Raw genomic sequence first — 20,922 nt, forward strand, 5'->3', positions numbered from 1 at the left:
TTTGTTAAGCATCTACTACCATAGGACGGACATCAAGTCCTAAACCTTGCATTTCTTTAATTAAAACGTTAAACGACTCAGGTGTACCTGATTTAAGAAGATTTTCTCCTTTAACAATAGATTCGTAAATCCTTGTTCGTCCAGAAACGTCATCAGATTTTACTGTGAGAATCTCTTGGAGCATATGAGCTACCCCATAAGCTTCTAAAGCCCACACTTCCATCTCCCCAAATCTTTGCCCTCCCATCTGAGCTTTACCTCCAAGAGGCTGCTGAGTTACTAGAGAATAGGGCCCAATAGATCTGGCATGAATTTTATCTGCAATCAAGTGGCTGAGTTTCAACATATAAATGCAGCCAATAACTACAGTATTATCGAATCTCTCTCCCGTCTTTCCATCATATAGGTAAGACTTGCCGTCTGCAGGTAATCCTTGCTCGATCATCATGTCCCAAATACGAGATTCTGGGAATCCTTCAAACACTGGAGTTTTTACATGAATGCCAGCAGTTTTTGCAGCATAACCAAGATGTGTTTCTAATACTTGGCCTAAGTTCATTCTCGAAGGCACCCCAAGAGGATTTAAGATCATCTGTACAGTTTCACCATTAGCTAAATATGGCATATCAGCTTCAGGAACGATCTTAGAAACAACGCCTTTGTTTCCATGACGTCCAGCCATTTTATCTCCAACCTGAAGTTTTCTTTTTGAAGCTACATATACTTTAACCTGACGAATCACGCCGTGATCAAGATCAGCATCTCCCTCACGGATATGCTCAACTTCTGTTTTATAATTGACTTCCAGACGTTGTAGAGAAGTCTCATAATCGGAAAGCAGACCTTTTAAGACATCGTACATTTCACAAGGAGGCATAAGAAGGTCGACTAAAGACTCTTGTTCAAGAAGTTCTATAGTCTCTTGATCAAATACTGTACCTTCTTGAACCAAGATATCTGCTGTACGACGGTGAATAATCGAAGCTGGAGCTTTCTCATTAAGCAATAACGCTCCGAGTTTCTCACGATATTCAGTCTTCAATACTGAAACTTGATTCTTATAACCTTTCTGTAAATCTTTTAAATGAACGGCTTCTTCTACAAGTTCATCATCACTCTTAGAAAGCCTGTCTTTTCTACTAAAGACCTTAACATCCATGACGACCCCTTCTGTACCTGGAGGCACAGTCAAAGAAGCATCTTTGACATCAGCAGCTTTCTCGCCAAAAATAGCTCGTAGCAGACGTTCTTCAGGAGCGAGTTCTGTTTCTGATTTCGGAGTGATTTTACCGACAAGAATATCGCCTGGTTTTACTTCAGCACCAATCCGAATAATTCCGTCTTCACCTAAATTTGCCAAAACTTCCTCAGAAACATTAGGAATATCACGAGTAATCTCTTCTTTTCCTAATTTTGTATCTCTAGCTGTCAGTTCGAATTCTTCAATATAAATCGAGGTATAGGCATCTTGCTTAATGAGCTTTTCAGAAATAATAATCGCATCCTCAAAGTTGTATCCATACCACGGCATAAAGGCAACCAAGATGTTCTTTCCTAAAGCAAGTTCTCCTTGATCTGTAGCAGGGCCGTCAGCAATAACATCACCTTTAACCACTACATCTCCAACCCTACATAAAGGTCGTTGGTTGATGCACGTACCTGAATTTGATCTTAAGAACTTTTTAAGATCATAAGTACGTTTTAATGTCGGATTATGTCTAGCGGCAATAACTATCTTATAACCGTCAACATAGTCAACAACTCCGTCTTCTTCAGCAACAACAATAGCTCCAGAATCCTTAGCGGCACGAGATTCTAATCCCGTTCCAACAATAGGAGCTTCAGTTTTTAACAAAGGTACAGCTTGACGTTGCATGTTTGATCCCATGAGAGCACGGTTAGCGTCATCATGTTCTAAAAATGGGATCAGACCTGTAACAATTGACACCAATTGTTTCGGAGAAACGTCCATATGTGTAACGGTACTTGTATCAGCTTCAAAAGCCTCTCCTCGACACCTTGCCCAACATACAGGATCCACAAACATATTATATTCATCTAAAGTTGCCGAAGCCTGAGCAATCACACATTCTTCTTCAACATCAGCAGTCATGTATTCGATTTCATCTGTAACAATACCATCTCTAACAATACGGTATGGAGTCTCAATAAATCCAAATTCATTAATTTTTGCGAAAGAAGAAAGCGAAGTAATTAAACCAATATTCGGTCCTTCTGGAGTCTCAATTGGACAAATACGTCCGTAGTGACTCGCATGCACGTCACGAACTTCAAATCCAGCTCTTTCCCTATTTAAACCTCCAGGACCCAAAGCTGATAAACGACGCTTGTGCGTTAATTCCGCTACGGGATTAGTTTGATCCATAAATTGAGAAAGTTGAGAACGACCGAAAAAGTCTTTCAAAACACTTGCAAGACCCTTAGCTGAGATAATCTTTCCAGGAATTAATGTATCGGAAGAAAAATCAAATAAATTCATTCTCTCACGAACAATTTTTTCCATTCTAGCCAAGCCTGAGCGACATTGGTTTTGAATTAATTCCCCTACAGAACGCACACGACGATTTGCTAAATGGTCAATATCATCAATGGAAGCTTTTTCATCACCCATTTTTAAACGGATAAGATACTTCAAAGCACCAATAACATCTTCTTTTCTTAGCGTAACTTGTGATAGAGACTCATCATCCATTGGGAATCCAAGTTTTCTATTCAACTTATAACGACCCACTCTTCCTAAGTTATAGCGCTTAGAATCGAAGAATAGACGCATAATTGTAGATCTGGCATTCGCTAATGTTGCAGGCTCGCCTGGACGCAATCTTCGATAGAAATCTTTTAAAGCAGCTTCATAAGAGTCTGTTGGATCTTTTGCCAACATTTTGATGATAGGGTGATTCTCATCTGCCTCTAGAGCTATCTTTAAAGTTGAAATATCGGCGTCCAGCATGCGTTTTAACATTGCTGTGCTAAGTTTTTCACCAGCTTTTCCGTAAACCAGTGAAGAAACTTCGTCAAGAACATTGTCAGCTAAAATCTTACCAACTAAAAGAGTAAAATCTTTTTCACTCTTTAAAGAGCGTTCTTCTATTTGGAAAAATTCTTCAATAATATCAGCATCGGACGAATACCCTAAAGCACGAATAAACGTCATAGCTAAAATTTTGCGACGACGTTTTTTTCTATCAATATGAATATAAATTAAATCGTTGATATCAAAAATAGCTTCTAACCAACTACCTCGATAAGGAATAATTCTAAAAGAAAATAAAATATTTCCTTTAGAATGTTTTTCTTGTTCAAAGTTAATTCCTGGAGATCTGTGTACCTGAGAAACAACGACTCTTTCAGCACCGTTAATAATAAAGGTACCTTTATCTGTCATAATGGGTATAGTTCCCATATAGACTTCTTCTTCTTTGATTCCTGTTTCATCAGTCAAACGGAAACGAACTTTTAGAGTTACGCTATAGGTGATTCCTCTACGAATACACTCATCAGGGGAGTATTTTGGCACACCTAAATTATAAGACAGATACTCTAAGATAGTAGCTTCGTTATAAGATTTAATTGGAAAAATCTCTCTGAAAACTTCTTCAAGGCCGACATTATCGCGCTCTTCCGCAAGCTTCCCAATCTGAAGAAATTGCTTGTATGACTTAATTTGAATTTCAATAAGATTTGGAAGATCTAAGATATCTTCCTTTTTTTTGACGCTAACCCGCTCCGGGCATTTGAACATGCGAGCTCTCCTAAGACTATTGTGATGCCAAAAGACTTCCCTTAAACAAGCCTACGTATGCTTGTTAAGGGAGTATTACGATTGTATACATGATAAAAAAAGAAAAGAAAAATCTTATAGATTTTTCTTTTCTATAGATTACAAGCCTTTAAAAGAAGCTTTTGCTCCAGCATCTTGTAATTTTTTAACAGTATCCTCAGCATCAGACTTAGAAGTTTTTTCCTTAACAGTTTTAGGTAAGCCTTCTGTCATTTCTTTAGCTTCTTTTAAAGCTAATCCAGTAATTTCTCGGACAACTTTTAAAACACCGATTTTTTTATCTGCAGGAACATCTTCTAAGGTCACAGCGAATTCTGTTGGCTCAGCAGGAGCGGCATCACCACCTCCAACAGCAGCGCCAGCAGCAATAGCCATCATAGGAGCAGCGGCAGTGACATCCCATTTTTCTTCTAACAATTTTTTTAAAGCAGCTAGTTCTAATACTGTTAAGTTGCTTAATGTCTCTACTAAAGTTTCCAAACTTTGTGTCGTCACTTTTGTCACCCTTACTTAATTTGAGAGTTTTAACATTCTTCTTAGTTTTTTTGTGTTTTCTGGTCGATACAGGAGATAACACCAGAAAGAGCTGAACCCATAATTCCAACAACCTGAGACATAGGAGCAGCTAACAGTCCTACAATTTGTTGTCTCAATTCTTTTACTGAAGGTAATTTGGCAACAGCCTCTACTTCCTTACCCGACAAGTTAGCGCTATCAATTCGCCCGGCTAGAAAAACTAGTGAATCGTTATGTTGTTTATTAAAATCTAATACTTGTTTTGCTGCAGAAACAGCATCATCATAAGCAAATACTACGCCTAGATGTCCTCCGGCATCCGAAGAATCTATGTCAAAACCAGCACTTTCCATGGCTTTGAAAAAAATTCTCTTTTTCAACACTTCAAATTCTGCAGAAACTCCGGAGAGTGAATTGCGAAACTCTCTAGAATATGCTGCAGTAAATCCAAGATATCTTAATAAAATAAAACCCTGGGATGCGGAGATTTTCTCTTCTACCTCTTGAAGGAGTAATTTCTTTTCTTCTTTCATTTTCCCTCTTGAATTAAGACGCCATTAACTCTCTAGTATCTATAGAAATACCCGGCCCCATAGTTGAAGAAACGGTGAATGATACTAGATACTGCCCCTTAGCTGCCGGCGGCTTAGCTTTGATTAAAGCAGAACATAAAGCTTCGATATTTTCTTTAAGAAGGTTTCCATCAAATGATAGCTTACCTACACCAGCGTTGCACACTCCCGCGCGATCTGCTTTAAATTCAATTTTTCCCTTGCGCAATTCAGCAATGGCTTTAGCAACATCCATAGTTACTGTACCAGCTTTAGGTGTAGGCATAAGATTTCTAGGCCCTAAAACTTTACCTAATTTTCCAACTTCACGCATCATATCTGGAGTAGCTACAGCGACATCAAAGTCAACCCAACCACCCTTGATTCTTTCAACAAGATCATCACTACCCACGAAATCAGCTCCGGCATCCAACGCCTCTTTAGCTTTTTCTCCAGCAGCAAATACAAGAATTTTTAAAGTTTTTCCTGTGCCATTAGGCAGGGAAACAGATCCACGAATTTGTTGATCACTTTTCTTTGGATCTATGCCCAATTTGATAGATACGTCAACAGTTTGATCAAAGCGCACTGTGGGGCATTGTTTTAAAATGTCTATAGCTTCTTGCAAAGAATATGACTTTGAAAAATCATAGCTTTTTAAGATGCCTCGTATACGTTTTCCATGTTTTGTCATAATTATGCAGCCCTAGTTACAATTTACTCGACGTCTATACCCATACTTCGGGCTGTTCCTTCGACCATCCGTTTTGCTGAGTCAAGAAGAACGACGTCCATATCTTTCATTTTTTGTTCGGCAATAGCTATCACCTGTGCCTGAGTCAATTTTCCAACTTTATTTCTGTTAGGAATTTTAGATCCAGACTCTAGATTCAATGCCTTTTTGATCAAAGAAGATACGGGAGGTTGTTTGGTTATGAATGTAAAAGTTTTATCTGAATAAACAGTAATTACTACAGGCAATAAGTCTCCAGGACGATCCTGCGTTGCAGCATTAAACTCTTTACAAAATCCCATAATATTTACACCGGCGGCACCTAAAGCAGGTCCTATAGGAGGAGCTGGATTGGCTTTACCACCAGGAATTTGCAGTTTAATTAACTTAATTACCTTTTTATTCGACATACTAAACCTTACTCTATCTTGACGTCCCTCTATGAATAAAGGGGAAGAAACGAAAAACTAAAATTATAAGAAGATAGAGAATAAGAATACACAGATTTTCTTACTCTTATTCACTTTCTTGTTCCAGAGCAACCTCTTCCACTTGCCAAAACTCTAAATCATCAACACGAGTTTCTCTTCCAAAGATGGATACCATAACGCTGAGACGCCCCTTATCATGGAAAACTTCAGAAACAACACCAATGAAGTTTACAAAAACACCATCATTAATTTTAACCCTAGAGCCCACATCAAATTTATGTTTTTGTACAACGCCAGCTTTCTTCTCTTCGATATCCTTTAAAATATTTCTTACTTCATCTTCAGATAAAGCTAGAGGAACTCCTCCACCTAAAAATTCCACAACACCAGGATTATTCTTTACATATAACCAAGACTCATCCGTGAGATGCATTTTAATTAACAGGTACCCCGGCCAGATGAACTTCTCGACTACTTTATGTTCACCTTTTTTTACTTCCATAACGTTTTCTATAGGCAAGACAATTTCTTCTATAAAATCCGTCATTCCACATGATTCTTTAAAATCTTCTAAAGCTTTTTTAACTTTTTTTTCTTGAGCCGTAAAAACTTGAACGACATACCACTTAAACATGCAACTAACCAAACAAAAAGCCTGTTATACTACTTAGCAAGGTAAGTAGCTTACGAAACACTAGATCCACACAATATATAGAAAAGCCTAAGCCAAAAATACTTGCTATCACGATTTTAACGTATCTTTTTAGATCGCGCTTACTGACCCATTCAATTTTTTTAATTTCGTCTAGAAAGCCAGCCCCTGCTTGCTTTTTAGCTTTAGAGATTTTTTTAGAGAGTGTCTCTTGATGATTGCGTTGTTTCATAAGCGAATTTCTAGATCAAAAATTAAGTCTATACGGGTGCGAAGGGAGTCGAACCCCCGACCGGCGGCTTTGGAGGCCACTGCTCTACCAGCTAAGCTACACACCCAAAAAAGCATGATTAAGACCTGAGACCTCAATCATGCTTATAAATTTACCTATAATTAGGCAATAATTTTTGAAATCGTTCCAGCACCGATTGTACGACCACCTTCACGAATAGCAAATCTCATGCCTTCTTCTAGAGCTACTGGGCTAATTAATTGAACATCGAATTCAACGTTATCGCCTGGCATAACCATTTCTGTACCCTCTGGAAGAGTTACAACACCTGTCACATCTGTTGTACGGAAGAAGAATTGTGGTCTGTATCCAGTGAAGAAAGGTTTATGACGTCCGCCTTCTTCTTTTTGTAGGATATAAACAGCACCTTTAAATTGTGTATGAGATTTTACACTGTTAGGCTGGCAAATAACCATACCACGCTCAACATCATTCTTACCGATACCTCTGAGAAGCAGACCAACGTTTTCACCTGCTTGTCCCTCTGGAAGTTCTTTTCTGAACATTTCCACACCAGTAACAATAGTCTCTCTAGTATCCCTCAAACCAACGATCTGTACTTTATCACCAACTTTAACAATTCCACGCTCAATACGTCCTGTTACCACAGTACCACGACCTGAAATAGAGAATACGTCTTCAATTGGCATCAAGAAAGGTTTATCCACTTCACGTTCTGGCGTGGGGATGTTATCGTCTACAGCCTGCATTAATTCACGAATTTTTTCGACGTAGCTCGCATCGCCTTCTAAAGCCTTTAAAGCAGAACCACGAATGATTGGACAACCCTTATAGCCTTTTTCCTCTAGAAGCTCAGCTAATTCCATTTCAACTAAATCTACAAGCTCAGCATCTTCTTGAGAAATCATATCGATCTTATTAAGGAAAACAACGATGTAAGGAACGCCAACCTGTCTTGCCAAAAGAATATGTTCTTTTGTCTGAGGCATCGCACCGTCAGTAGCTGAAACAACAAGAATTGCACCGTCCATCTGGGCAGCACCCGTAATCATGTTTTTAACGTAGTCGGCGTGACCCGGGCAGTCTACGTGGGCATAGTGACGACTAGGGGTTTCGTATTCAACGTGAGATGCGTTGATAGTAATTCCTCTAGCTTTTTCTTCAGGAGTATTGTCAATAGAACTGTAATCGCAAAAATTAGCCAACCCCTCTGCTGACAGCGCACGTGTAATCGCAGCTGTTAGCGTAGTTTTACCGTGGTCAACGTGTCCAATGGTCCCTATATTGATATGGGGTTTATTACGTTGAAAAGTTTCTTTTGACATTTCAGAATCCTCATTAAATTAGTTTTACTCCAACCATTGCTTCTGCCCAGAATAGGAATTGAACCTACGACCGCTTGCTTACCATGCAAGTGCTCTACCACTGAGCTATCTGGGCCTATATTCACTGTTTCATAATAGCTCAGAGAATTGCCTAGTCTATGTCACTTATTTTAAAACATCAATAGAAAACAGTTAACGATGCCTGTATACAACCCTAGCTTTTGTTAGATCGTAAGCTGACATTTCAACGGTAACGCGATCTCCAACAAGTAAACGGATATTACTCATACGCATTTTACCGCATAAATGAGCTGTGACCGGCATGCCATTCTCTAATAATATTTTGAAATGCATCCCGGGAAGGAGTTCTTGCACCCTACCCTCAAGCACGATAGTGTCTTCTTTTTTTGCCATGTATTAATTACCCTTAAACAAAATCCTCTCGGCCACAGACATCTTAGTATTGAAGACTAGCCAGACGGGCAGATTTGGTCTTTTTTAAAGAATAGAGCTTATCCCATTCCGCTCCATCCATAAATGCAGCAGAATTATATTCAGTGTGAAGAAAAAGTCAAACGCCTTTCACGGATAGTCGAAATATTATAAAAAAATTATTGAACGCTTAGGATCAGGTGAAAAAATTTATTACAATATTTACAACTAAAATCAATTTACTTTACTATGTAGCGAGTTAATTATCTTTAATAAATATAGAATGACATCTTCTGTTACTTTTAGAGCTCCTTCTCCTAGTAGCTTGGAGGGTATCGTAAGCGTGCAAAGTCATAGTGAAACAGATATTCCTATAGAGAATCCTCAGATACCTGACAGCAAGATTAATGGAATTGCTATATCCTCTTCTATTCCACCTCTTTCCTCTTTAAAAATTTTACCCTACCGACCTGCTCCAAAAACATGTTTAGACCATGTACGTTCTGTAGGAGAAAAAATTAGTTCCTTCTTAAGGGATAATTGGAAATATATTCTATTATATATTCTTGCCTGGGCTCTGATATTAGCTTGCCACCATACTATGGCATTAACCTTAACCATCTGGCTAGGTATAGGGCTAGGCATTGGGGTAATTTTTGGTGTTTTTACCGCCAATGTTTTAGATAGAAAAAATAAATATAAGAATACGAATAGTCTTTGGAATTTGATGAATTACGGGTTAAAACAACTTGACCCAAATGGAACACGTCAAATTCTGTTAGCCACAATCATTGCCTCTATTTCTGCTCTAATTTATGCCATTCCAGAGGCTGTTGGAATCACCATTGGTGCCTGTATAGGGAATCAAATTAGTATTCTTACCTGCTATGGATTACGTTTAGGAGATGATGATAATTATGTGGCCGATCAAGAAGCTTTTGATAAAAAAGTGGCAAATATTCAAAAAGCAATTAATCAATACCAATTAATTAAAAATCAAATGATCATGCAAAAGCAGATCTCTGCAATTGCAGCACAGCAGAATAATCCTCAAATGACCAGTACCCTACATACACTGCAATTAGAGATGAATGCGCCTTTGCCTTATGTATTCGACGTCCCTACAACACAATACCAGGATCACTTACATTTCAGTGATCCCGATCTTGTTATCGCCTCAGCAAATCAAAGAATTCTTGCCCTATCGCAAACTTTAACCTACCTAAGACAAGAGCCTAATCGTGTTGTTGAGGAATAGTTTTGGAACCCTCTGTATGCCCATTACACCATTCTGGATGTTTGAAAAAACAGCATCGAATTTCACAGATGTTATTTCCTGAAAAATTTCATAAAGATGCGTTATACAACTCTCTTTTAGATATTGGATCACAATCTAAAGCTTTCGATAAAAGTAAAATTACAAGAGAAAATCTTGTATTAGGCTGTCAGAGCGATTTATACCTCTATGAGATACAGCAAGAAGGTCGGTTATTCTTTTTTACCTATACAGAAGCTTTGATCTCTTCAGGAATTGCTGGACTATTTGCTGAGGTATATTCTGGGGAAACACCTGTTACCATATTAACATGTAGACCGATATTTTTTGACCAACTCAGCCAATATCTATCCATTGGAAGGATAAATGGTGGGGAATCTCTATATATGCGTATGAAGCAAATCTCTGTACGTTATCTAAAATCTTCAGAATAGATGATGGATATCACTTGCTTGTCAGAAGGTTATATGCTACTATTCGTTCTCTTAATCACGGGGCAGTAGCTCAGCGGTTAGAGCCACGGACTCATAACCCGTTGGTCACAGGTTCGAATCCTGTCTGCCCCATGTTCTTTTTATTCATAACTCTCTTTTTTAAGTTCATTTTCTATACCACAATCTATTACAACTTGTTCATAGTGTTTGACTTATACAAAACTCCTGTCTAGCATGTATAAGCTTAATAAACAAGTCTCTTATCTTCATGCGACGAACAACCTATTCCACATCTGCTGATTTATCACACGAAGACTCTAACCCCCCCCCCCCCAACGGGAAGTTGTAAGCCCGTAAAATCAAGAATAATTCTTGCTTTAATCGTATTGTCGACATGTTTAGCATTGGCAGCATGTTTAGCAGGAGTAATCATTTTTTCTACACCGCCTAAATTTATTGTTATCGGCGGAATATTTACAGCGCTAATCAATACCCTCTGTTTATGTATATTAATCTTACTCACGCGTAATTCTGCAGTTAATTTGCATCGAGATGTGGATATTAAGTTGTACCTGTTATCTCAACACTATAGGAACTTCATCAACGAACATGACGCTTTTGTTGAAGAATATAATGCTTTCCTAGAGGAATACCGGCTCTACATTATAAGCGAGACAATAACTAATTATCAATCTCACCTCATTAAACAACCTGAAAAAGGATCTAAAAAAATGAGAAACAGAAAATAAAATCTTAATTAAAAGAGATTCCTATTGTTTTGTATGGAAACCTTTTTTGAATTATGCCTATTCTTTTGACCATAAGAAAGTTATTCTATTATTATAGCTAGATTTTAATAATAACCTTCTAGTGTTATGAAAATTCTCACTCTTCTTGAGAAGACGGGTCTTTTTCAATTAGATTTCTTAGATCCTCAGATAAGCAGACCTTCTATTGTTGTGCAAAACACAGCTCTGGTTATAACAGGTTTACTTGCCTGCCTGGGTATAACTATGATCATCATTGGCGCACAATAAGTTCTCCTACATTAAGTCCTGTTATTGCGATACTCTCTATGTTAGGAATAAGTTTTTTACTTGCCTATTTGTTTAAAAAAACAGCTGATCAAAATCTAAAACTCCCTATAGAAAACAACTCTTTACCTATAGCAAAAGCCTGAGTGCTAATCTCGAAAAATCCAGAGAACTGCATCAAAACACATCTCCGCAAGAATAAATAGGTTACAACACACCCCTCAGGCTATTTTCTTCTTATTGACTTAATAGAAAATTCTAAATTAATCTGATTTTAATCTTTCAAAATTACATACAATTTTTTCTATGAGTCAAGTTATAAATCTTAGATTATCAAGGACTTCAGCTGAAAATGCTCCTATGTTATCCCATCTAAAGTTTAAACTAATGATCACCCTGGTCGCCTTATCAATTTGCGCAGGTCTTGCAGGATGTATCGCGGGAGCTATCTTATTACCCACATTACCTATTCTGATGATTTCTGGAAGTGTTATCATCTCGTTAATTTCTATTATCTGTTTATGCTCTTTTCTTATGATCTCCAGTAAAACAAATAAAGAAATTCAACAAATTAACTACATTCTATTAAAGCAAAATCAAGAACTTTTGGAAGCTCAGGCAAATTCTCAGAACAATTATAATAATCTTAAACAGATTGTCACAAGCTCTAAGAGCCCACCGAGTATACCTACTTCAGAAAATTCAAACAGCAATGAAGAGCAATCTAACTAAAGAAAAGGTTTCTACAAATGTAGAAACCTTTTCTATAAAGAATCTTTACTAAGAAACTAAAAATATCATTTTTCGAAGAACTGAAGAGCCTTTCTTCCTTGAACAATCAGAAGTATCTTCAACGTCTCTCCAATAACAAATGGTGCAGCGCCTAATTGTAAACCCAGAACAAGATCCACTTTGTCTGTTATTGATGTCATATAAAAGTAACAAGCGAGCCACAATGATCCTAATAATAGTGTGATAAACGCTGCTCCTGCAAGGATAGATCCCAAGACATAACTATTAGGATTCTTAAATCGACGATAAAGTAGTGATATGAATAGTGCGACTAGAGGAAACGCGTAGAGGTATCCTGCTGTTGGTCCAAAAAATGTAGCTACACCATACTCTGAACTATAAAATACGGGAAAGAATAATCCTTCTAGTAGATAGGCGATCACACTACTAACAGCAATCGTCGGAGAGCACGCCACACCAATACAGTAAATTCCTAAAGTTTGGAAAGTAACAGGAATAGGAGTAAATGGCAGAGGTAAGGTAATTTTTGCTAATAAAGCTAAGAAAAGTGATCCTTCTAAAATGTTAACTACTGGACTACTTAATACCCCAAAAAGCCAAGATTTCTTCGTCTGACTATAACTCATCTCTCCCTCCTATTCGTGATATCTGATGTTCCGGGTTATTTTGTAACTTTATACCTACTCTTGTCAATTTCTGAATTTAAAAAGACATCTTTATTAAGATATGAAAAGGAAACATAACTAAAATATAGATAAATTAATTCTTTTAACAATAAATCGTAAGCAGTTAATTGTGAAATTATTATGTTTTGAATTAAAATGCGTGCGAAGGCTTTTCATTTTAGAACATATTGCTCATGTTTTACTCCTTATCTTCTACATCTATCTACCCTTTTAGTCTCTCTTCCCGTGGGGGGGGGGGGGGTTAGCTCCTACCGCCATTTTTCTTACCGACACCCTTCATGTTTCTGAATGAAAGTCGGAAAGAAAAAGGGGTAATTTTACATGTCATCATCATCAAGTAGTTCGTCTGCGGGATCCCCAGCGCCTACACCACAGTGTCCATTTCGAAATTCGACAGCTCTGGATACTAAACCATCAAATGTTATGAGTTTATCACAACGTATTGAAGGTTTCGTAGAAAACGCCATTCCTTTAACGGGTCTTCCTGGCAGCAGTGACAGTAGAGACGGATTCCCCCCGACACCTACAATAAGTCCAAGAAGATTGAGTTCTTCTGCAGGATACTCTTACGGTGATTTTAGTGAGGATTCCAACTCTTCAGGATCAAGCACTATTACACTAGCTAGCCCAGGAGTTTCACCATGCTCTCCTCTAGAACCCATATCACCAGTCTCTGGTTCATCAAGAAAACGTTCCGCAGATAGTGAAAGTAGCCAAGAAGGAACATCTACTCAGCCAACTGATGGTCCTGCTAGAGGCTCCACAACAACTCCAGGAGACAGCAACCTACCTCCTAAAAAACGCTGGAGAAACTGGCAGCCCATGTAATCGCAGATACTGAGAACAAGAACCTTTAAAAATAGCCTCGATGGGGAAAAACATAAATAAAAGGCTTACTTACAATGAAAAGACAAAGAATCTTATAAAGTCATTCTAAGATGCAAATAATAAAAATCATTTTTACAGTATTGATTATCAAAGATTAACGTTTATCTTTTCAAACTGATTCCCTAAGGTGAAAATCTACAATTTAGCTACATAAGACATGATCAGGGTATTCACAAATATTTTCCCAAAACTCTCTTTGTTGATATTTTGTATCTAAAGAACCGTAAACTAGGTAGCTCGAAGAAAAATGATTGTAGACAACAACGCCTCGAAGAAGGAAAAGGATGCTCATAATATAGAGACAAAAACCTATGACACCAGTTGTTATTGAACCAAGTGCCATGCCCACGATACTACAAATTACACCGAATACAACAAAAACAACAGAAAATACTACACCGATACGTTCCACCAAAGGGAACTCCTTCCATAAATTGATCTGTTGTTGATTTTGCACACATACATGTGTGGTAAGCGCTGCTGTCATAACCATTATCTTCTCTAGCTTTGAGGAAGCAAAGCGTAAACTGAAGTTAAAAAAAATACTATGCAGTTTATCGTCGTTGATTTCTACGTACTAAATTCACCATAATCATAATATTTACTGCTAATACGATCATACATATAAACAGACTTACTGTCTGTGATACTGCTAAAACATCCCCAGTTCGCCAGGCAACCGAAGCATTGTGCAATTGATTAGAATACACACCGGTATCTGTAGTAGAGTTTCTTCCTAGCGTGCTTGGAAGGTTAATAGTTACACCATTTAAAACTCCGATAATACAAGCTAAGAATATTCCATGCACCGTTCCTATCATCATCTGAACAGAGCTTATCCTATTTCCTTCTTGAGAACGGATAATCACCCTAGATTCTTCAGATGATCCTGTCAATCTTCGTAAAATTGGTTGTTGAATACGTCCACGTAATCCTCTCCAACAATTTCTCAACAGCTCCATAAAAAGAACACTACCACTTAATGTGGATGCCAGAACAAATATAGCTGTTAAAATTGAGGGAGATCGTCCGTATCTTCTTAAGTAGTTGATATTATCAAGTAAGGTCACTAAGAAAATCACAGGCGTTAGACCATGAGCTGCCAGTCTTGCTCCCCTAAACATATCCCGAGCAGAGCGGTAATTTGTAAACAATAAAAAAAGATAACGAACTAAATTCATACTGTAGCCGCAAACAATCACATAAGAAACTTCGACATCTGGAGATGGAAGAACAGAGAGAATAATGATCTCTTGCAGCAGACCATTAATTCTAAATATACTGAATATACTCGATAAAACCACGTCGGTTGCTGCCGTTGGAGCAAAGTTAAACTCCGCCTCTGCAGAAGTATCCCCAGCTCTTAATAATTCAGATAATCTCTCAAACGCTCCACCTCCACGACCAATCTCCACCAAAGAAATCTGATTTGAATTTCTTTCAACCTCTGTGGGGGGGGGGGGGGTTGCTGTTAAACACAAAGCCGAAAGATAGCTCGGGCAGCGTATAGTTGGGAAAAATAAACCCTCCGTTCCTGATGAGTAAGGAACAGTCGTTACATTAGTTTGTGTAAATCCATCACAGTCGAAAAGAGTGGTGAGATCTCCAGATACTCTAAAATGATGCGCATCATTTCCTCTAACGTATACCGTTGGAGCAATACCAATCACACAAATTCTATCTGCATATGGAGTTTGATCTAATACTTGCTGAACTACACCTCCCCCATCTCCGTAAAATATAATTATATGTCTTCTGTGCCGATTCCCTGGATGAGAGAAGAAATGATTCAAAGAATCTGATAAAGCCCGACACAAGGGATTGGATAGAGAAAAAATAGGTCTGCGAGATAACCGCGAACAGAAGCTCTCAGAGCCTGAATTATACAACAGGCGTACAGCTACATTACGCACTTCACTAATGTATAAGGATTCAAGCTGCGCTTCTGGTAGAGTCTGACCACTACCATTAATATAGGTAACATCAATATCGTATGCCGGAGGCATTTCTCTATTGTTATCGAAAAGACTTACGGCTTCAAATACCTCATCTAATTCCGTGACAAATGGGGTAGGCTCCCCATGAATAAATACATTTACTTGTCTAGTAGTCTGTTCAAAAAAGTGTTGCTCGGCACCATTAGAATTGATTGGCTCATCTTCTAAACTGATACTTTCTAAAGACAGATTGCTGCCAAGATCGACAGGTAAAACCATAAAACCATCCAGCCTTATAGGCATATATAGGTATTCATCAACTCTCTTGCCAAGAAAAAGATAATCCTATTTCCCAACAAGCCTTTGTACTATGCGTAGCACTTCATTCTGTAAAATCAAACCTAGAGATGTTTCCACGACGAGATCCCAATACTTTATACAAATATAATTACCACAAAGTAATGAGAATGAACGAATTTACAGACAATATTGTATCTGACGATTTGTATCTGTGAAAAAATTGACATAAGTTTTGATTCATTAACTTTATTGTATCTACTGCTTCAAAATTGTTTGGGCTTAAAATAAAAAAGTATCTGTGAAGAAAATCACAGATACTTTTATAAGCTTGCCAAACGATGGTGTTTGTTATTATCTCTTATGCGTCACCATATCTCTAGCGTACCTCTCGCGCTTCCACGCGAGTTCCTTATCTGCTTTCTCTTTCTGCCAAGCAAGAAGATCTTTTTTAAAATCCAATTCTTTTTCTCGCATTTCGAGATCTTTATAAGCATATTCCATATCTTTAGAATGGCGATAATAACGCCAGATATTGGCAATCTCATCGAGCTTCTGTAGCAAAACATCAAAAGAAAGATTCTCATTATTCAATTCTTCAGAAGATATGTGAAGACATGAGAAAATATTTCTACATGCCTGTAAAATTCTCTGCCCAGAGGGTGATTCTTTCATTAGCTCTATAGCCTGTTCGTTACTTTCTAATTCTATATTCTCGTTCTTACATACAAGAGCAAGATCATGGTATAATTCCTGACCTTCCTCTACCAAAACTTGAAATAAAGAATCTAGCTGATCCGCTAGGCATTCTCTATCTCCATCACTTATAGAATCAAAACAACAATCCATTCTAGAACTTCGTTTCTCAACAGGTTCTTGCATAATAGTCTCTATAGTCTCAGAAAAAATATGACTACAGCATATTAAAGAAAGGAATGCGGTGGTTAAACTATAAATAAAAAATCTCTTAATCATACCTACTCGTGTTCTTGCTTAATTTGAATCAACCCAGTCAAATTCATGAAGAAGTAGTATAAGAAATAAAAATCCAAAAGGCAAACAAATGTGCAAAAAAAATCCACCTTAAAATTGTTATAAATAAAAATATAAAAATTAAGATAAATATCAGTGAATATTAATATATCTTATAGATAAAAAGAGCTCTCAATAATTCCACAACACGATTTTCAATATCTGAAATATTTTCTCTGCTCTTTGTACTCTAAAGGATTGTGCATGCATAACACATGTAAAACACAAGAAATCGATATATAAACTACTGTGATAAATATCAGCATAGCATGATAAATGAACATAGAGAACCGTGTTAGCCCGATTCTTGAGAAAAACTTATAAATCCTATCTAACTTAAGCATTTCTAAAATAAAATTCAGAAAATTCGATTTGCAAATTACCTGATTTTGCTCATTTTTTAATGCAGCTACAGGTTGAACAGCTCGAATAGGTAGTAGAGGAATTTTAGTATGTCGATGCATTTGTAATTAAGTAGAGGAAAATCGCTAACAAGCAAAGGAAAATGCAATACAAATCATTTAAAATCAACAGGAAAGGGCAGCTGTGTTTTACAATACACCCTATTGAAAATGTATGCTTTCTTACCTCAAATCTATGTGAGAGTCTGCTGACACGCTGGCAACCAGTGCAACATTTTTTTCACAATGATCGGCAAAGATTCTGCATTTTGCAAGTCTCTAATAGATAGTGGCAAACGCAAAACACTGTGAGCAATATCTTGCTTATAAGCTAGCAATGCCTTGATTGCGATGGGATTTGTCGTATGAGCAAGCCAAAGAGAAAGCTCTTGCCACAATGATGCATTGCTTTCTTGATAAGGATTATCTACATAGCTACGCGCCTCTCCTGGCCAACCATTAGATAAAACAGAAACGAGCCCATGAGCTCCTGATAGATGCATTTGCGGCCACAAACCATCATCGCCACAATACAAAATAAGATCGGGATGTATCTGCACATATTCGCGACATTTTTCAACAGACCCTCCAGAATCTTTCACTCCATAAAAAGAAGGATGTGTGGATAATGCACGTACAGCTTCTAAATATAACGGTGTTCCTGCCCTAGAAGGAATGTTATATAAAATTGCAGGTTTATTCGTAGCGTTCAAAAGATGCTCAAACCATAACGTCTGACCATAAACCCCAGGTTTTGTATAAATAGGACTAGTGATTAAAAAACCATCAACAGAATACGTAGAGCATATCCTTATCCATTCTAAAGCATCATTTAGTGAAATGCCAGACACCCCAATAACTATAGGAACCTGCAGTTTCAAAGAACAAGCGAAAGAAACTAAGGCTTCTTTCTCTTTTACTGTTAACGCTAGGCTTTCTCCAGTACTTCCAAGAAGAACAACACCATTTCCTTCTTTTTCTTGAGAACGTAAAATCTTCTCAAAACTTGGAAAATCAATTGCATAATTAGGAAGAAAAGGAGTAACGCACGCAGTGAGTAATTTCATAATACTTGTTATTATACTACAGAAAACCTCTGCTTAACATAATCATTATGGAGTTGTTCTACAATATTTCCTGCTAGATTTTCAGGAACTACTAAGCTCAATGCCATGCAACTTTGACAACAGCAAAAAATGGGAGAAGGATAATTACGTAATTTATCTGTAACGGTAGTTACAACCTTTGTTGAAGCTAATCCAGAACCAATCATAGTAATCAACGCCAAATCATAAAGCATGTGTACAGTTCCTATATTAGATAGCTTGCTATAGAGATCTTGAATGATTTCTTCAGAAATATCATCATCATCTGTCGTAAAAGATACCTTAGTATCCTGAGAAGTTATCAAACCAGGAAGAATATGATAGGTATCTAGTATAGGTAAAATCTTATCTAGGTTAACGGCACCTAAAACACCACAATCTACAGACCATAATCGTTGACGTTGACGTAAAGAAAGCGCTTTTACACGAGGTGCATAGCTTACAGTTTTATCCATAGCATAGATCCAAGTACCTCCTTTAGAAACATCAAAAGTAGAGGTTACGAAAATAGGGATTCCTGCACGCACGCATGGAGAAAGCATAGGAGGATAGAGAATTTTAGCACCGAAGGTGGCAAGGTTTTGCATTTCTTCAAAACTCAACTCTGGGATGAGTTGCGCATCTTCAATGATTCTCGGGTCCATAGTATAAATACCATTCACATCAGTATAAATACGCACTTCTTGAGCATTACTCATTTCAGCAATTAATGCTCCGGAATAATCACTTCCTCCTCTGCCCAACACCGTGGTTTTCCCAAAAGCATCTGCTCCTATAAATCCCTGAGTGATATAACAAATATCACTTTTGAGGTTAAGAGCACGCCAGTTTTCTCGCATACGCGAAATATCAGGAGCAGCACGATGGTATTCACCATTTGTCAATATGACAGTTCTTGCCTCTAAAAACTCTATAGGAAAGTTATTGCTATCACAGAAAGCTTGAAATAAAGCAGCCGATATATCCTCACCTAAAGCAAGAATTTCGGCTCGATCACTAGGAGCAATTTCTTCTTTATCTACATAACTGTTCAACTTTTCTATCCAAGAAGATAGGGAAAATGTGATTTGAAGTTCATGGATAATTTTATTGTGTCTCTTTACAATATCAAAAACAATTTGTTCACGATACTCACTAGAAACACAGCAAAACATATCTAGTAAGTCTGTAATTCCCGCTACAGCACTAACAACAATAAAATGCGGTGTATTTTTAGAGACAATAGCATAGACCTTGCGTATACTTTCTGCTGTTCCTAAACTAGTCCCGCCAAATTTATATACTACTGGAGGCATGTATATTCTCCAGAATTCTGACAACAATAGTTGTGCATATTTGTCAATAAAGCTCCTGCAGCACCCCGAACAAGATTGTGTATCAATACATTCATTTTTATTGTTCGAGAATCACTCCCATGAGTAATGGGTCCTATATGCACACGCATGTCATCATCTGCAAGATCTTTTCTTGCTTGTGGATGCCAAGGAGAATCATAAAGTTTATACGTACCTGGAAAGGCTTCATTTCTATGATGATAGCAATGAAGAATATCCTCTATATCGACAGGATCAAGAAAAGTCACATGTAAAGTTAGAGTATGTCCATAAACTACAGGAACACGATGTACAGTAACCGTTATGGAAAACTCTGCAGGTTCATCACATTTGCCTAAAATCTTTAGTGTTTCTCTAAGGATTTTTTCTTCTTCCCCTACTATATGAGGAATCGTATTTCCTAAAACATCCATGGAAGAAACTCCAGGATGACCAGCACCACTTGCCGATTGCAAAGTGACAATATTCACACGGTCAATCCTAAATTCCTTCAATGGAGCTAAAGCTAAAGCAATGCCAGAGACACAACAATTAGAATTAGTGATGATTCTTCCCGGGAAAGGCTGCGCAGCAATAAGACTAAGATGATCCTGATTTACTTCAGGAATAATAATGGGAACCGCGGGATGCATTCTAAAGGCAGATGAATTAGAAAAAATCAATTTTCCCTTAGATAGACAATATGACTCTAATGATTCCGCTATCTTTTCAGGCAAGAAGGATACAATAATATCCGATTCGATCTCTTCGATTCTACGAACAGGCAGATGGACCATACTTTCCGGCATAGGACTCAAAGACTCTTGCCAAACACACGCAGAACCATAAGTCTGACTATATTTTGTCTCGGAGGCAACAACTTCACAAATATGCCAAGGAAACCATTTATGCAAAAGAGCTACGAATTTTTGACCAACCAGCCCGGTAGCTCCCAAAACAGCTACACGCATGTGTTGCCTCCTGAAATCATACTATATCATCACTGATAGTGAATAAGAAAGCAGGTTAACAAAACAGCCACTTAATCTAGAGTATCGGCAAGACAAAAT

Annotated in this window: 23 protein-coding genes and 3 tRNA genes; 6 read left to right on the forward strand and 20 right to left on the reverse strand. The window is 37.6% G+C overall.

What is annotated here, in order from left to right; translation table 11 throughout:
* Nucleotides 1-4: 4 nt before the first annotated feature.
* The 11 genes from rpoB to infA all read right to left on the reverse strand — a co-directional run bounded on the left by rpoB (nucleotide 5) and on the right by infA (nucleotide 8,677).
* Nucleotides 5-3,763 (reverse strand): DNA-directed RNA polymerase subunit beta, encoded by a 3,759-nt coding sequence (rpoB, locus tag C10C_RS03485; protein WP_117274455.1) that lies wholly within the window; start codon nucleotides 3,761-3,763, stop codon nucleotides 5-7.
* 138 nt (nucleotides 3,764-3,901) lie between these two features.
* A complete protein-coding gene (gene rplL, locus C10C_RS03490) occupies nucleotides 3,902-4,297 on the reverse strand; it encodes a 50S ribosomal protein L7/L12 (RefSeq protein WP_117274775.1) in 396 nt (131 codons plus the stop codon).
* 41 nt (nucleotides 4,298-4,338) lie between these two features.
* Nucleotides 4,339-4,851, reverse strand: a complete 513-nt coding sequence (gene rplJ / locus C10C_RS03495) for a 50S ribosomal protein L10 (RefSeq protein ID WP_117274456.1) — start codon at nucleotides 4,849-4,851, stop codon at nucleotides 4,339-4,341.
* A gap of 13 nt (nucleotides 4,852-4,864) precedes the next feature.
* Nucleotides 4,865-5,563: a 50S ribosomal protein L1 gene (gene rplA / locus C10C_RS03500; RefSeq protein ID WP_117274457.1), complete on the reverse strand. Its 699-nt coding sequence runs from the start codon at nucleotides 5,561-5,563 to the stop codon at nucleotides 4,865-4,867.
* A gap of 23 nt (nucleotides 5,564-5,586) precedes the next feature.
* Complete coding sequence (gene rplK / locus C10C_RS03505; protein WP_117274458.1) at nucleotides 5,587-6,012, reverse strand: 50S ribosomal protein L11; 426 nt, start codon at nucleotides 6,010-6,012, stop codon at nucleotides 5,587-5,589.
* Nucleotides 6,013-6,118: 106 nt separating this feature from the next.
* On the reverse strand, nucleotides 6,119-6,667 hold the full coding sequence (gene nusG, locus C10C_RS03510; protein ID WP_117274459.1) for a transcription termination/antitermination protein NusG: 549 nt from the start codon (nucleotides 6,665-6,667) through the stop codon (nucleotides 6,119-6,121).
* A 4-nt stretch (nucleotides 6,668-6,671) separates the two neighbouring features.
* Nucleotides 6,672-6,917 (reverse strand): preprotein translocase subunit SecE, encoded by a 246-nt coding sequence (secE, locus tag C10C_RS03515; RefSeq protein ID WP_117274460.1) that lies wholly within the window; start codon nucleotides 6,915-6,917, stop codon nucleotides 6,672-6,674.
* A gap of 33 nt (nucleotides 6,918-6,950) precedes the next feature.
* Nucleotides 6,951-7,023, reverse strand: a tRNA-Trp gene (locus C10C_RS03520).
* A 55-nt stretch (nucleotides 7,024-7,078) separates the two neighbouring features.
* Nucleotides 7,079-8,263 carry an elongation factor Tu gene (tuf, locus tag C10C_RS03525; RefSeq protein WP_117274461.1) on the reverse strand — a complete coding sequence of 395 codons (1,185 nt, stop codon included), beginning with the start codon at nucleotides 8,261-8,263 and terminating at the stop codon, nucleotides 7,079-7,081.
* Between the two features lie 43 nt (nucleotides 8,264-8,306).
* Nucleotides 8,307-8,378 (reverse strand) — tRNA-Thr (locus C10C_RS03530).
* 77 nt (nucleotides 8,379-8,455) lie between these two features.
* Nucleotides 8,456-8,677, reverse strand: a complete 222-nt coding sequence (gene infA / locus C10C_RS03535; protein WP_006343365.1) for a translation initiation factor IF-1 — start codon at nucleotides 8,675-8,677, stop codon at nucleotides 8,456-8,458.
* 301 nt (nucleotides 8,678-8,978) lie between these two features.
* Here infA and C10C_RS03540 point away from each other — a divergent pair, with 301 nt between their 5' ends.
* The 3 genes from C10C_RS03540 (at nucleotide 8,979) to C10C_RS03550 (ending at nucleotide 10,537) form a co-directional block, all read left to right on the forward strand.
* The gene (locus C10C_RS03540) at nucleotides 8,979-9,953 is read left to right on the forward strand and encodes a hypothetical protein (RefSeq protein ID WP_117274462.1); all 975 of its coding nucleotides are present in this window, start codon (nucleotides 8,979-8,981) and stop codon (nucleotides 9,951-9,953) included.
* A 2-nt stretch (nucleotides 9,954-9,955) separates the two neighbouring features.
* Nucleotides 9,956-10,405, forward strand: coding sequence for a SufE family protein (locus tag C10C_RS03545; protein WP_117274463.1), 450 nt, complete (start codon nucleotides 9,956-9,958; stop codon nucleotides 10,403-10,405).
* Between the two features lie 59 nt (nucleotides 10,406-10,464).
* Nucleotides 10,465-10,537: transfer RNA gene (locus tag C10C_RS03550), tRNA-Ile, on the forward strand.
* 172 nt (nucleotides 10,538-10,709) lie between these two features.
* Here the strand turns inward: C10C_RS03550 and C10C_RS03555 are convergent.
* Entirely contained in the window at nucleotides 10,710-10,928 is a 219-nt protein-coding gene (locus C10C_RS03555) for a hypothetical protein (protein WP_117274464.1), read from the reverse strand.
* Nucleotides 10,929-11,280: 352 nt separating this feature from the next.
* Here C10C_RS03555 and C10C_RS03560 point away from each other — a divergent pair, with 352 nt between their 5' ends.
* Entirely contained in the window at nucleotides 11,281-11,442 is a 162-nt protein-coding gene (locus C10C_RS03560) for a hypothetical protein (protein ID WP_158543023.1), read from the forward strand.
* 384 nt (nucleotides 11,443-11,826) lie between these two features.
* Nucleotides 11,827-12,171 (forward strand): hypothetical protein, encoded by a 345-nt coding sequence (locus C10C_RS03565; protein ID WP_145980455.1) that lies wholly within the window; start codon nucleotides 11,827-11,829, stop codon nucleotides 12,169-12,171.
* A 65-nt stretch (nucleotides 12,172-12,236) separates the two neighbouring features.
* Here the strand turns inward: C10C_RS03565 and C10C_RS03570 are convergent, their stop codons facing one another.
* Nucleotides 12,237-12,818 (reverse strand): biotin transporter BioY, encoded by a 582-nt coding sequence (locus tag C10C_RS03570; RefSeq protein WP_117274466.1) that lies wholly within the window; start codon nucleotides 12,816-12,818, stop codon nucleotides 12,237-12,239.
* 381 nt (nucleotides 12,819-13,199) lie between these two features.
* On the opposite strand from C10C_RS03570, the gene C10C_RS03575 reads away from it, so the two are divergent.
* A complete protein-coding gene (locus C10C_RS03575; RefSeq protein ID WP_117274467.1) occupies nucleotides 13,200-13,706 on the forward strand; it encodes a hypothetical protein in 507 nt (168 codons plus the stop codon).
* 202 nt (nucleotides 13,707-13,908) lie between these two features.
* On the opposite strand, the gene C10C_RS03580 is transcribed toward C10C_RS03575, so the two are convergent.
* From C10C_RS03580 to asd, 7 genes are all read right to left on the reverse strand, one after another.
* A complete protein-coding gene (locus tag C10C_RS03580; RefSeq protein WP_420808131.1) occupies nucleotides 13,909-14,253 on the reverse strand; it encodes a hypothetical protein in 345 nt (114 codons plus the stop codon).
* Between the two features lie 67 nt (nucleotides 14,254-14,320).
* A complete protein-coding gene (locus C10C_RS03585; RefSeq protein WP_117274776.1) occupies nucleotides 14,321-15,982 on the reverse strand; it encodes a DUF687 domain-containing protein in 1,662 nt (553 codons plus the stop codon).
* Nucleotides 15,983-16,354: 372 nt separating this feature from the next.
* Nucleotides 16,355-16,882 (reverse strand): hypothetical protein, encoded by a 528-nt coding sequence (locus tag C10C_RS03590; RefSeq protein WP_420808138.1) that lies wholly within the window; start codon nucleotides 16,880-16,882, stop codon nucleotides 16,355-16,357.
* Nucleotides 16,883-17,187: 305 nt separating this feature from the next.
* Nucleotides 17,188-17,496, reverse strand: coding sequence for a hypothetical protein (locus C10C_RS03595; RefSeq protein ID WP_117274469.1), 309 nt, complete (start codon nucleotides 17,494-17,496; stop codon nucleotides 17,188-17,190).
* 131 nt (nucleotides 17,497-17,627) lie between these two features.
* Complete coding sequence (dapA, locus tag C10C_RS03600) at nucleotides 17,628-18,500, reverse strand: 4-hydroxy-tetrahydrodipicolinate synthase (protein WP_117274470.1); 873 nt, start codon at nucleotides 18,498-18,500, stop codon at nucleotides 17,628-17,630.
* An 11-nt stretch (nucleotides 18,501-18,511) separates the two neighbouring features.
* Nucleotides 18,512-19,834 (reverse strand): aspartate kinase, encoded by a 1,323-nt coding sequence (locus tag C10C_RS03605; protein ID WP_117274471.1) that lies wholly within the window; start codon nucleotides 19,832-19,834, stop codon nucleotides 18,512-18,514.
* Nucleotides 19,822-20,823, reverse strand: coding sequence for an aspartate-semialdehyde dehydrogenase (gene asd, locus C10C_RS03610; protein ID WP_117274472.1), 1,002 nt, complete (start codon nucleotides 20,821-20,823; stop codon nucleotides 19,822-19,824). Before asd ends, C10C_RS03605 begins: the two co-directional genes overlap by 13 nt.
* Nucleotides 20,824-20,922 lie beyond the last annotated feature (99 nt).

Source organism: Chlamydia poikilotherma, from assembly GCF_900239975.1.
In the GTDB taxonomy this organism is placed as follows: Bacteria; Chlamydiota; Chlamydiia; order Chlamydiales; family Chlamydiaceae; genus Chlamydia; species Chlamydia poikilotherma.

Excerpts from the sequence above, each read along its gene's own strand:
- rpoB (WP_117274455.1), bottom strand. The coding sequence starts at position 3,763 with ATGTTCAAATGCCCGGAGCGGGTTAGCGTCAAAAAAAAGGAAGATATC.
- rplJ (WP_117274456.1), bottom strand. The coding sequence starts at position 4,851 with ATGAAAGAAGAAAAGAAATTACTCCTTCAAGAGGTAGAAGAGAAAATC.
- rplA (WP_117274457.1), bottom strand. The coding sequence starts at position 5,563 with ATGACAAAACATGGAAAACGTATACGAGGCATCTTAAAAAGCTATGAT.
- rplK (WP_117274458.1), bottom strand. The coding sequence starts at position 6,012 with ATGTCGAATAAAAAGGTAATTAAGTTAATTAAACTGCAAATTCCTGGT.
- nusG (WP_117274459.1), bottom strand. The coding sequence starts at position 6,667 with ATGTTTAAGTGGTATGTCGTTCAAGTTTTTACGGCTCAAGAAAAAAAA.
- secE (WP_117274460.1), bottom strand. The coding sequence starts at position 6,917 with ATGAAACAACGCAATCATCAAGAGACACTCTCTAAAAAAATCTCTAAA.
- tuf (WP_117274461.1), bottom strand. The coding sequence starts at position 8,263 with ATGTCAAAAGAAACTTTTCAACGTAATAAACCCCATATCAATATAGGG.
- infA (WP_006343365.1), bottom strand. The coding sequence starts at position 8,677 with ATGGCAAAAAAAGAAGACACTATCGTGCTTGAGGGTAGGGTGCAAGAA.
- C10C_RS03540 (WP_117274462.1), top strand. The coding sequence starts at position 8,979 with ATGACATCTTCTGTTACTTTTAGAGCTCCTTCTCCTAGTAGCTTGGAG.
- C10C_RS03560 (WP_158543023.1), top strand. The coding sequence starts at position 11,281 with ATGAAAATTCTCACTCTTCTTGAGAAGACGGGTCTTTTTCAATTAGAT.
- C10C_RS03565 (WP_145980455.1), top strand. The coding sequence starts at position 11,827 with ATGATCACCCTGGTCGCCTTATCAATTTGCGCAGGTCTTGCAGGATGT.
- C10C_RS03570 (WP_117274466.1), bottom strand. The coding sequence starts at position 12,818 with ATGAGTTATAGTCAGACGAAGAAATCTTGGCTTTTTGGGGTATTAAGT.
- C10C_RS03575 (WP_117274467.1), top strand. The coding sequence starts at position 13,200 with ATGTCATCATCATCAAGTAGTTCGTCTGCGGGATCCCCAGCGCCTACA.
- C10C_RS03580 (WP_420808131.1), bottom strand. The coding sequence starts at position 14,253 with ATGACAGCAGCGCTTACCACACATGTATGTGTGCAAAATCAACAACAG.
- C10C_RS03585 (WP_117274776.1), bottom strand. The coding sequence starts at position 15,982 with ATGGTTTTACCTGTCGATCTTGGCAGCAATCTGTCTTTAGAAAGTATC.
- C10C_RS03590 (WP_420808138.1), bottom strand. The coding sequence starts at position 16,882 with ATGCAAGAACCTGTTGAGAAACGAAGTTCTAGAATGGATTGTTGTTTT.
- C10C_RS03595 (WP_117274469.1), bottom strand. The coding sequence starts at position 17,496 with ATGCATCGACATACTAAAATTCCTCTACTACCTATTCGAGCTGTTCAA.
- dapA (WP_117274470.1), bottom strand. The coding sequence starts at position 18,500 with ATGAAATTACTCACTGCGTGCGTTACTCCTTTTCTTCCTAATTATGCA.
- C10C_RS03605 (WP_117274471.1), bottom strand. The coding sequence starts at position 19,834 with ATGCCTCCAGTAGTATATAAATTTGGCGGGACTAGTTTAGGAACAGCA.
- asd (WP_117274472.1), bottom strand. The coding sequence starts at position 20,823 with ATGCGTGTAGCTGTTTTGGGAGCTACCGGGCTGGTTGGTCAAAAATTC.